The 12,232-nt window shown below is 45.5% G+C and carries 9 protein-coding genes; 8 read left to right on the forward strand and 1 reads right to left on the reverse strand.

Features of this window, described 5'->3' with window-relative positions; translation table 11 throughout:
- The first annotated feature begins 285 nt into the window (after nt 1–285).
- The 8 genes from JMX94_RS03815 to cysE all read left to right on the forward strand — a co-directional run bounded on the left by JMX94_RS03815 (nt 286) and on the right by cysE (nt 11,578).
- On the forward strand, nt 286–834 hold the full coding sequence (locus tag JMX94_RS03815) for a Spy/CpxP family protein refolding chaperone (protein ID WP_227673505.1): 549 nt from the start codon (nt 286–288) through the stop codon (nt 832–834).
- 266 nt (nt 835–1,100) lie between these two features.
- Nucleotides 1,101–3,065, forward strand: coding sequence for a gamma-glutamyltransferase (ggt, locus tag JMX94_RS03820; RefSeq protein WP_201563379.1), 1,965 nt, complete (start codon nt 1,101–1,103; stop codon nt 3,063–3,065).
- A gap of 214 nt (nt 3,066–3,279) precedes the next feature.
- Entirely contained in the window at nt 3,280–4,527 is a 1,248-nt protein-coding gene (locus tag JMX94_RS03825; protein WP_201563381.1) for an FAD-binding oxidoreductase, read from the forward strand.
- A gap of 321 nt (nt 4,528–4,848) precedes the next feature.
- A complete protein-coding gene (gene dnaE, locus JMX94_RS03830; protein ID WP_201563383.1) occupies nt 4,849–8,568 on the forward strand; it encodes a DNA polymerase III subunit alpha in 3,720 nt (1,239 codons plus the stop codon).
- 55 nt (nt 8,569–8,623) lie between these two features.
- Nucleotides 8,624–9,001 (forward strand): Hpt domain-containing protein, encoded by a 378-nt coding sequence (locus JMX94_RS03835; protein ID WP_201563385.1) that lies wholly within the window; start codon nt 8,624–8,626, stop codon nt 8,999–9,001.
- The gene (locus JMX94_RS03840) at nt 9,001–9,918 is read left to right on the forward strand and encodes an RNA methyltransferase (RefSeq protein ID WP_201563387.1); all 918 of its coding nucleotides are present in this window, start codon (nt 9,001–9,003) and stop codon (nt 9,916–9,918) included. Before JMX94_RS03835 ends, JMX94_RS03840 begins: the two co-directional genes overlap by 1 nt.
- Before the next feature lie 149 nt (nt 9,919–10,067).
- Nucleotides 10,068–10,511 carry a YtoQ family protein gene (locus tag JMX94_RS03845; protein WP_201563389.1) on the forward strand — a complete coding sequence of 148 codons (444 nt, stop codon included), beginning with the start codon at nt 10,068–10,070 and terminating at the stop codon, nt 10,509–10,511.
- A gap of 161 nt (nt 10,512–10,672) precedes the next feature.
- Entirely contained in the window at nt 10,673–11,578 is a 906-nt protein-coding gene (gene cysE / locus JMX94_RS03850) for a serine O-acetyltransferase (RefSeq protein WP_201563391.1), read from the forward strand.
- A 108-nt stretch (nt 11,579–11,686) separates the two neighbouring features.
- On the opposite strand, the gene JMX94_RS03855 is transcribed toward cysE, so the two are convergent.
- Nucleotides 11,687–12,232, reverse strand: a complete 546-nt coding sequence (locus JMX94_RS03855) for a DUF924 family protein (protein WP_201563393.1) — start codon at nt 12,230–12,232, stop codon at nt 11,687–11,689.

The following is a 12,232-nucleotide window of genomic DNA, read 5'->3' on the forward strand; positions in this document are numbered from 1 at the left end:
CCATAGTATGGCTGATATTATCAGGCAAGCACCTATCAATGCGCCACAAACGTTACCTTTCTTAATATTTCATAAATGTTCGCAACTTCTAGCTGTCGTATGATAGTCGCTATCAGCAACAAACACTGATGGCAAATAATGGTTCATAGTGGCTATCCGGGACACTTGATAATCATTACTTATCAGATAAAAAAACCGCTTTTCGTAATAAGTGCAGTTTGTAACATAAATTTTGTAACACAAGTAACGTTTGCTCCATAATTTAAGGTAACTATTAAGGTAATAATGATGAAAAAATTATTGATAGGCTCAGTACTCGCGATATCTAGCGTCTTAACGGTTACGGGCTGTACCAGTGTCAACGCCACCACAGATACGACGCCAGCAACAACGACCAACATGCAAAAGCAGCATAAAGCTGGCATGAAAGACGGCATGAAAGACGGCATGCATAAAGGTGGCATGAGAGGCCCTATGTCGCAGCTAGATTTGACAGCGACGCAGCAGGCGCAAATCAAAGCTATTATGCAAGAAAAATACAGTGGTAACAAAAACGACCGTAGCAAATATCAAGCAGAACGCGCGCAAATGCAACAACAAATGCAAGCGTTGACCAATGCCAAAACCTTAGACACGGCAGCAGTTAACCGCCTAGCCGATCAACAAGCGGCAAAGACCAAGCAGCGCTTTATTGAGCGCGTACAAACCGAGCATGCCATCTCACAAGTACTAACCCCTGAACAACGTCAAAAAATGGCACAATTAAAATCAGAAAGAAAAGCAAAAGGTCATCATGGTTCAAAAAACCGTCAGATGCATAACCAAGCGCAGTAAGATATAAGCCATGGAATTAAAAAGCATTAGTTAGATAAAGTAAGAACATTTAAAAAAGCGCATCGGTTAGCCGGTGCGCTTTTTTTTGGCTCTTTTTTTATCTCTCAAACTTCCAAAGCTTAACTACCTTATAACGGGCTTCTTTATCTGAAAACAAAAATAGTAAAGCCCTTTCTACTACTGGCAATATTCGTTACTATTTAACCTTATTGATTCACCTCTCTTTTTAGCTCAATTTTTTTCACCCTCGTAAAAAGGACTTTGCGATGTCAAATTTGTTTTCTCATTCTCATAGCACCCAAACGCTCACCCATAAAAAACTAAAATCTGCTGCGCTGATTATCACTAGCACGCTATTGCTAACGGTCTCTGCTCACGCCGCAGAAACAAAACCTACAACCGCAAAAACCACTATTAACCCAACCTCGATTAACACCAGTGCGATTAATTTAGCGATTATGGCTGATAATCCGACTGTATTGTCCGAAACTCAGCGCGTTACAAAATCGAAACCCTCTGCCCTAGCGCCCACTACCGCCACAGGCACAGCCGTCGTTAGTGGCAAGACAGCCAAAACCGACCAAGCTATCTATTCTGAAGACGCCATTCATCACCCTGTTTGGGCAAAAAACGGCATGGTCGCCACCCAAGAAGCGCTGGCTTCTGATATCGGCTTAAAGATTTTAAAAGATGGCGGTAATGCCGTTGATGCTGCTGTCGCCGTTGGCTTTGCGTTAGCCGTGACGTTGCCGCGTGCGGGCAATATCGGCGGTGGCGGTTTTATGATGGTCTATGATGCCAAGCAAGGCAAAACGGTGGCGCTCGATTATCGCGAAAAAGCGCCCAGTAGCGCCTCGCGTGATATGTATCTTGATAGCGATGGCAATGCCGTTAGTGATTTATCTCGTTATCATGGCTTGGCGGTTGGCGTGCCGGGCACCGTAGCAGGCTTACTCAAAGCATTGGAAGATCATGGCACCATGAGTCGCGGGCAAGTCATGGCTCCAGCGATTGCACTGGCTGAAGATGGCATAACTGTCACCGCTGGGTTGTCCGAATCGCTAGAAGCGTTAAGTGACCGTTTACAAAAATGGCCAAGTACAAAAAAGATATTTTTTAAACCAGACGGCAGTGCCTATCAGCCGGGTGAGCGTTTAAAACAGCCAGAGCTGGCAATGTCCCTTAAACTGATTGCGGCAAAAGGTGCTGATGGATTTTATAAAGGCGAAACCGCGCGTAAACTGGTCGAAGCCGTCAATGAAGCAGGCGGTAATATGAGCTTGCAAGACTTAGCCAATTATCAAGCCATTGCTCGCGTGCCGGTCAAAGGTGATTATCGTGGTTATGAGATTGTCTCCATGCCGCCGCCGTCCTCTGGTGGCATTCATATCGTACAGATTTTAAATATCTTGGAAGGTTATCCGCTAAAAGACTACGGTCAAAACAGCGCGCAAACCATTCATTTGATGAGCGAGGCCATGCAATTAGCGTATGCCGATCGCGCAGAATATTTAGGAGATGCTGACTTTATTGATGTGCCTGCCAGCGGTTTAACCTCGCAGCCTTATGCCGATAAACTACGTACGTTAATCAATCCCAATAAAGCCACGCCAGCGGCAACCATTAAAGCCAATAACCCACTACCATACGAGAGCGACCAAACCACGCACTTCTCTATCGTCGATAAAGACGGCAATGCCGTAGCCAATACTTATACGCTGAATTTCTCTTATGGCACTGGGCTTGTCGCTGAAGGTACAGGAATTTTATTAAACAATGAGATGGATGATTTTTCTGCGAAACCCGGCGTGCCCAATGGTTATGGCTTAATCGGCGGCGATGCCAATGCGGTCGAGGCCAATAAACGTCCGTTGTCTTCGATGAGCCCAACGCTGGTATTTAAAGACAGCAAACCTTATATCGTTACCGGCAGCCCGGGTGGTAGCCGCATTATCACTACCGTCACGCAAGTCATCTCAAACGTCATTGACCACGATATGAATATCGCTGAAGCCACACATGCGCCGCGTATTCATGACCAATGGCTACCCGATGAGATTCGTATCGAAAAAGCGCTAAATATCGATACGATTAAAAAGCTCGAGTCAATGGGACATAAGATCAATCCACAAGCAGCCATGGGCTCAACCCAGTCGATTATGATTACCCCAAATGGCGTCTATGGTGCTTCTGACCCGCGTATCGTCGATGCTGCGGTGGTGGGTTATTGATTTAGCTTTGCAATACTATTTGCCATACTAAATGCTATTTGGCAAAAAAGCTAAATGCGTTTGGCGAAACTGAATAAGTACCATCTTTATAAAATGAGTACCACCTTTATAAATGACTTGAACCATTAGCTGACGGCACTATGCCAGCCATAGCCGCCGTTCGGCGATGTTTCAATAACAGTCATCTCAGTCGAGAAATTCATCGAGAACCTTTATGAGCACCCCAAATTTCGACTTACATATTATTGGCGGCGGTATTATTGGACTGGTAACGGCTGTAACCTTGCAAGCACGAGGGGCAAAGGTCGCCCTACTAGAGACAAATGAAGTCGGAAAAGGCGCGTCATTTGGTAACGCAGGACATATCGCCCCAGAGCATGTGTTTCCGATTGCCGATGCCAGTATGCTGCGTCATATTCCAGCCATGTTATTGAATCCAACAGGTCCACTGCACATAGATTGGCGCTATCTGCCACGCTTGACGCCTTGGGCCATTCAGCTACTGATGAATATGCGCCCTGAGCCATTTGCCCGTATTCATCAAGCGCTATTAAGCTTAAATAATAATTGCCTACCAGCATGGTTAGACTTTGCCCATCAGTGGCAGTTAGATGATTGGATACAAGTGAAAGGTGCGTTATTAACAGTCGAAAAAGTCAGTAGCTTAGACTCTCTAAAGACCCATGGTAAACGCCTTAATGATGTCGGCGTAGCTAATGAGTTATTGACAAAAGAGCGCCTTTTAGAATATGAACCCGCCTTACAAGACAACCAATTAGCGGCGTTATTTTTCCCCAATACAGGCCATATCACCAACTTAACAGCGGTCATCGACCAGCTTAGTAGCACCTTTAGACAATTAGGCGGTCACATTATCGAGCATTGCCGCGTCCTTGAAGCGAAGACCAATATCGACGATATTCATTTAACGACCAATCAAGGTGATATCGTAGCTTCCAAAGTGATGTTAGCAGCAGGCGCGCATTCTAAAACCTTGGCCAAACAGCTAACAGGCGTCACGGTTCCGCTAGATACTGAGCGCGGTTATCACTTAATGTTACCTCATGAAAGCGCACGCTTACAGATGCCCGTAACCAGTCTAGATCGGCGCTTTGTGATGACACCGATGCAAGAAGGGCTGCGCTTGGCGGGTACAGTGGAATATGCGGGACTTGATGCCCCTGCTAATATGCAGCGGGCACACATACTCTTACAACACGCACAGCCCATGTTAAAAACGCCATTAAATTCGGCTGATAGTGTGCCATGGATGGGCTTTCGACCATCGACATCAGATTCCTTACCAGTTATCGATAATATTGAGCGGGTGTTTTTAAACTTTGGTCATCAGCACTTAGGCTTGACGCAAGCGGTCGTTAGCGCACAAATAATCGCAGCATACTATTTTGATGAAGCGCACGCTATCGACCCAAAACCCTATCAACTTGCCCGCTTTACATAGACAGCTTATGAAAGGCTTATCGATTAAGAAAAACCTACCGACCTATCTTTAAGCATAATAGTTTTGAGCACAATAGTTTATTGCTAAGCAGACCTATTTTCAATGTCGGTCACCTCGCTGTTAGGCGTTGAATCAGTGGCTGTTATGGGTAAAGAATGCTATTATTATCCGTTAAGATTAGAAGACCCAAACCAAGCGATTAATCGCTTGTCGCCGCATCAATACTGCTAAAGCTTTGTAAATGAGCTTGCAATGTGCCATGTCTTCTAACCTTTTCTCTTAGCACCACACCCTTTTTGATCGCATCCGTAAGAGTCCTCTATGGCATTTGTACACCTTGGCATCCACAGCGAATATTCAATCACCGATTCTATCGTGCGCATCAAGCCGCTTATCAAAGCAGCGGCGGCAGACGACCAACGTGCGCTGGCATTGACTGATTTATCCAACCTTTATGCCACGGTGAAGTTTTATCGTGCCTGCTTAGGTGCAGGTATTAAGCCCATCATCGGCAGTGAAATCATTATGGATAATGAAGACACGCGCTTGGTTTTGCTGGCGATGGACAATGAGGGCTATCAAAACATCACCCGCATCGTATCGCTTGGCTTTACCGAAGGGCGCGCCGATGCTGCCAATCATGGGGTGCCCGTCGTTGAGCGTCGCCATGTTTTAGAGCACGCGGCTGGTGTCATTGTTTTATTTACTGAAAAATCTGATGTCGGGCAAGCACTGGTCAGCTCCATGCCAGAAAAAGCTGACGAGCTGCTGACCGAATGGCAAGCGCAGTTCGATGATCGCTTGTATTTTGCTATCAAGCGCACCAACCGCTCAGGCGAAGATGCTTTTATTAAAGCGGCTATTCACTCAGGTGCCAAGCATCGCATTCCTATTATTGCCCATAATGATGTGCGCTTTTTAGAGCAAGACGATTTTGATGCTCATGAGGCGCGCGTTTGTATCGCAGGCTCGTATGTACTTGCTGACCCCAATCGTCCACGACTGTATTCAGATGAGCAATATCTTAAAACCCAAGCACAGATGGCACAACTATTTGCCGATATTCCACAGGTAATTGACAATACTTTGTGCTTAGCGACCCGCTGTAACGTGACTTTGACGCTCGGCATTAACGTCCTACCTGAATTCCCCGTACCTGAAGGCGAAACGATTGAATCGTTTTTCCGCGCCGAATCAATACGCGGTCTTAATCATCGACTGGACAAGCTATTTCCGATTGAAGCACGTACTGACAACTGGAGCGACTTTCGCCAAAAATACGATGAGCGCTTAGAATACGAGCTTGAAGTTATCTTATCCATGGGCTTCCCCGGTTACTTCTTAATCGTGATGGACTTTATCCGCTGGGCAAAAGCCAATGGCGTGCCGGTAGGCCCGGGTCGTGGTTCTGGTGCTGGATCGCTCGTCGCTTATGCGCTAAATATTACCGACCTCGACCCCATTCATTACGACTTACTCTTTGAGCGCTTCTTAAACCCCGAGCGTGTCTCAATGCCCGATTTCGATATTGACTTTTGTATTGAAGGTCGTGACCGCGTCATTGATTATGTGGCGCAAACTTATGGCCGTGAAGCGGTGTCGCAGATTATTACCTTTGGTACCATGGCAGCAAAAGCAGTGGTACGAGATGTGGCGCGGGTACAAAGTAAATCGTACTTCCTTGCCAGTAAATTGTCTAAATTGATTCCAAAAACACCTGGTATCACGCTCAGTCAGGCGCTTGAGCAAGAGCCGCAGCTTAAAGACTTAATTTCCAATCCCGATAATATGGATTATGAAGATGCCATTGAGATTTGGGAGATGGCGATTAAGCTTGAAGGTGTGTGTCGAAACGTCGGTAAACATGCCGGTGGCGTCCTAATTGCCCCGCATAAAATTACCGACTTTAGCGCCATCTATTGTGATGACGATGGCCACCGTGTCAGCCAGTTTGATAAAGATGACGTTGAAGCCGTTGGGCTAGTGAAGTTTGACTTTTTGGGTCTGCGCAACTTAACCGTCATCAATGCTGCGGTTGAGAACATAAACTTGCGCCGCGCCAAAGAAGGCAAAGACCCGCTGGTATTAGAAGATTTGCCGTTAGATGATAAAAAAGCCTATAAGCTCCTGCAAGATGCTAAGACCACTGCCGTATTTCAGCTAGAAAGTATGGGTATGAAAAAGTATCTGGCGAAATTACAACCGACCAATATCGAAGATGTGATCGCCATGTGCGCGCTATATCGTCCGGGTCCGCTCGATGCAGGCATGGTAGAGATGTATATCGACCGTAAACATGGTCGCGAGGAAGTCATTTATGACCACCCAAACCTTGAGCCGATTTTAGAAAATACCAACGGCGTTATTGTCTATCAAGAACAAGTGATGCAAATCTCGCAGGTTATGGCCGGCTATAGCTTGGGCGGCGCTGATATGCTACGCCGCGCCATGGGTAAAAAGAAACCTGAAGAAATGGCCAAACAGCGCGATATTTTTGTCACTGGTGCTACGGCGCAAGGTATTGATGAAGTTACCTCGGGCGGCGTCTTTGACTTAATGGAGAAGTTCGCCGGTTATGGTTTTAACCGCTCGCATTCTGCTGCTTACGGCGTGCTAGCTTATCAGACCGCGTATCTAAAACAGTACTACCCTGCCGAATTTATGGCAGCCGTCCTAACGTCCGATATGAACAACACCGATAACGTCGTTTTCTTTATCAATGACTGCCGTGAAAACTTTGAGTTAACCGTCGTTAATCCCTCGGTAAATCGTAGTGAATGGCATTTCGTTGCTGATACGCCGACCAATATTATTTATGGCTTAGGAGCGATTAAAGGCGTTGGTGAAGGTGCCGTCGAGTCTATCGTTGATGCACGCCGCACGGATGGCCCGTTTAAAGACTTATACGACTTTTGCCGCCGTGTCGATATCAAAAAGGTCAATAAACGCACGCTTGAAGCCTTAGTTAGTGCTGGCTGCTTTGATGACTTTGCCGCGACCTTACGTCCAGACTTGCCAGCCGATGAAGCGTACGAGATTCGCGGTGCGCTGATGAGTCAGTTGCCAAGCGCCGTACAAGCGGCGGAGCAAGATCGTCAAAACCGTGAAATCGGTATGATGGACTTATTTGGTGAAATGGATGGTGTCGTTGCTGCGCCGCCACTCGTTATGACGCCGGAGTTGATTTGGGGTGATAAGCACCGCCTAAAAGCGGAGAAAAACACGTTAGGTCTCTATTTAACCGGACATCCTATCGATGAATATCGTGAGGAGCTGAAACGTTATACCTCAGGCGCCCGTCTCGATAAGCTGACAGATACCGGCTATAACGGCAGCTGCTACTTTGCCGGTTTGATTATTGATATTGCCAATTTTGGTACGCGTAACGTCATTACCTTAGACGATGGCACCTCACGCTTAGAGGTCAGCTGTTATGCCGAGCGCTTTAACCGTGTCAAAGAGCAGTTAAAAATAGATGAAGTGGTCATCATTAAAGGCAGTATTCGTGAGCGTGACGGACGCCTGTTTGCCCGTCTTGATAATGCCATGAGCATGGTTGATGCACGCTTGCGTTGGCTGAAAAAAATCAGCATCAAAGTCCATGGCAGTGATATTAATCTGCTGACACGTATGCAGCCGCTGCTCAAATCCGCCCAAGCAGACATCATACCAGCGCCGCGCTTATCTTATAACGATGAGCAGGACGAGCAAGGCAATAATGGCGGCGGTAACGGCGCATATGACCCATCGATGGGTGGCAGCCTATATGATGAAGATGGCAATGATTTATTGGCGCTAGAAAATGACATGCATCAAGATGCGCTACATCAAAATAGCAATGGCTATGCCAATAATGCCCTTAGCAATACCGATGCCTCTATTAATGATAACTGCCTACCGCTTGGGTTGAGCATTTATGAAGAATACGGCATTGCCAATGTAGGACTATCTGAGCATTGGCGCGTCTACCCTAACGATGATAACTTACAGCAATTAAAGAGCATGGTTAGCGAAGACAATTTGCATTTTCATTATAGTTAACCTGATTATTAGTTAACTTAATTGCTGTAACTTTTACTTTATTGGACACATGATCATGACTGAAAACCCAAATAATAATATGAATGCTCAACTTAATGAAATTATCAATGACGAGCAGTTTGATGATATGCGTGACTTGTTGGAAGAAGACTTTGTTGACTTGATACAAGTGTATTTTACCGACAGTCAGCAGCGCATTGCCGACTTAAGAAGCGCGCAGCAAAAAGATGACAACGCCAATGGCTATGAAATTGCTCATGCGCTAAAAGGCGCCAGTGCCAATTTGGGCGCAACCCAATTGATGCATCTTAGTGGGCAGTTGCAAGAGGCTTGCCGCGAGCGCCTTATCAGCGACAAAGCGGAACTTATTGAAGCGGTTTCAGTAGCGTTGCAACGTGTTGAGCAAGAAATAAACCAAAGACTGGGGTTGTAATGAATCACGATTCTTTCTCAACCTTAGCAGCCGCAACCGAAACCGAAACCGCCAACCATACGGTAAGCGACTATTTGTCTTGTGTGCAAATCGTCATGGTCAATACCACGTTGCCTGCCAATATAGGCTCAGCAGCACGCGCTATGCACACTATGGGTTTATCGCGTTTGACTGTCATTGACCCTAAGCTGCCCATTGATGAAACCAGTGTTTCTCATGCCGCCGGTGGCAGTGACTTGTTATCATCAGCGACTATAGCGCCGACGTTAGAATCAGCAATAGCGGATTGCCAGTTGGTATTTGCGGCCAGCAGTCGTAGCCGTCATTTACCGCGCCCTGTGGTGACGCCAACGCAAGCTGCCAAAATCATGTTTGACTTTATCGATAAGCAAACCGCTCTCTATGTAGCTGATAATAATCAAAACACTAAATTGAGTGAAAATGCTAAATTTGCAGGCAAGCCAAATATTGCTATCTTATTTGGGCGTGAAGACCGCGGATTGACCAATGAAGAATTGGCTTACGCTGATTATCATATTCAAATTGATGCCAATCCTGCTTATCCTGTGCTCAACGTTGCCTCTGCCGTGCAAGTGATTGCCAGCTTTATCTTTGCTTATGCACAGACCCATAATCAAGCGACTACCAACCGTCTAGATAATGATAAAGATGCAACGGTTCAGCCAACATTAGACGTTCATCTACGGCAACAATGGGATGAACCAGCCATTAGCCAACAGCAATTACAGCAGCTGACTCAGCGCACGACTGAATTGATGGTTCAGCGTGGACTGGCCGATAGTGAAAACCTAAAGTCTTTACCGTCGCGCCTATCACGACTGGGCTCACGCTTACAGCTTGATCAAAAAGAATATCAGCTATTAAGCGCTTTAATTGCTAAGCTTGCAAAAGATTAAAGCTTCTAATGCACAGTTTTTAGGGCGTTGATCTTTTAGCATTAGCAGTAGTAGCTTTACTGTTTTGTAAGTTCTACTGTTTTGTAAGTGCTACTATTTTGTAAGTGCTATGATTTAATAGTGAATTTAATAATAAAAAGGAGTGAACAATGAATTGGACGGTTTATTTATCTGGAGAAATACACAGCGACTGGCGACAAAAAATTATGCAAGGCGCGAAAGAGCATGGTCTTGCTATTACCTTTACCTCAGCTGTGACTGACCATGAAGCCAGCGACGCGGCTGGTGATGTGTTGGGTGAAAATGACAATGGATTCTGGCGTGACCATCAGTCATCAAAGGTGAATGCGATTCGTACTAAAAATATGATTCAAAAATGTGATATCGCTATCATTCGCTTTGGCGATAAATACAAACAATGGAACGCCGCATTTGATGCCGGCTACTGCGCCGCTTTGGGCAAGCCTTATATTACCTTGCATGCTGAAGATATTATTCATCCGCTAAAAGAAGTTGATGCGGCAGCAATGGCATGGGCGCAAACGCCTGAACAGGTTGTCGAGCTGTTAAAATATGTGACGAGTGATAATTAATTAGCATATATAGTCACATAGGATTGTTTGTAGAAAAATCACCACTGATTGGCGTTTTATCTATGCATACTCTGTTTTAATTTATCACTCATCGCTATATTTTGTACTGTTAAACTGCTATAACTAAAAAGATTGTTATCAAAAATACGATAGGACGCCTTATGTCATTGCCAGCCAAATTATTCAAATCGCTTGCCAGCATCAAAAAAGACCTAAAAGAAGACATCGATGCGGTATTCAACCGTGACCCAGCGGCACGGAATAGTCTGGAAGTCATCCTGACCTATCCTGGTATCCATGCGCTTGTCTTACATCGTGGCGCGCATTATCTTTGGAATCATGAACAGAAACTGGCGGCGCGCGTTATCTCTTATGGCTCGCGCATCGTCACTGGTATCGAGATTCATCCTGCTGCCAAAATCGGTAGGCGCTTCTTTATTGACCACGGCGTCGGGGTTGTGATTGGCGAGACTGCAGAGATTGGTAATGATGTCACTCTGTATCATGGCGTTACCCTTGGCGGCGTTTCGTGGAATAATGGCAAACGCCATCCAACGCTAGAAGATGGCGTGACAGTTGGTGCGGGTGCCAAAGTATTAGGACCATTTACCGTCGGTAAAAACGCTAAAATCGGCTCAAATGCGGTTGTTGTCAAACCTGTGCCAGCAGGTGCGACAATGGTCGGTAGCGCGGCACGTATGATCTCAGACAATCACGATGAAAAAGGCAACCCCATTGCGACCAAAGTCCAAGATGCCAAACAGCAAGAAAAAGTCGCGCAAGCTGGCAGTACTGACAAAGTAAAAGACACAGTATCGAATACCAAACGAACCACAACCTTTCAGGCTTACGGTATTGACCCTTTCTCTCAAGACCCTGTCGCAGAAGCCTTTGCTAAAATGCTTGAACATATCCAGCAATCAGAAAACCGCCTAGATCAATTGCAAAGCGCGATGTGCAAAATCGATCCTAATTTTTGCCGAAAGGAATACGACAAGCTGTGCTTAGAGGATTTAGATGTAATTGGCCGGTCTGATATAGATGCAGCAGGCGCTGAGCAGAAGTAAGCTGCTAGCTATCTTAGATACTAAATAAAAAGAGGCCAAACAGCCTCTTTTTTATGTTAACTAATTGATAAATAGCGTTTTATCTATTAGCTATTAAACAGATAATATTTATAAGAATGACGAGTCAGGCTGCGTCAAAAACTCTATTTCTTCGCCACTTGAAACCCGTCCTAAAATGTCATTACGATGAGGATAACGACCAAATCGATCGATAATGACTTTATGTTTCATCTCAGCCTCTACGGTATCGGCATTAGTATATTGCTCAAACAGGGTGACTGCTCGTTGATGAATCAGTTTTGACTCACTGTGCATATACGGCATAAGTATAAACTTACGCGCCTCTACGGTTTCAAGTATTTCTAATGCGCCAGCAGTAACCGCTTCTTGAGCGAGCGCCAATGCCATACTATCTTGAGCAAAGGCCGCTGGCGTATCACGGTAAATGTTGCGCGAAAACTGGTCTAAAATGATTATCTCAGCCAACCTACCCTCAACACTACATCGCCATTCATATAACTCTGACGCCGCTGCTTGCTCGAGCAATTCACTGTATCGCTCGATTAATAACTTATCAAAATCTACGTCTTTCTCAAAAAACTGTTGGCTACCGACCTCTTTAAAACAAAAATCTAATATCACTTTATACATCAT

Origin of the sequence: Psychrobacter sp. CMS30 (assembly GCF_904846565.1) — a bacterium.
In the GTDB taxonomy this organism is placed as follows: domain Bacteria; phylum Pseudomonadota; class Gammaproteobacteria; order Pseudomonadales; family Moraxellaceae; genus Psychrobacter; species Psychrobacter maritimus.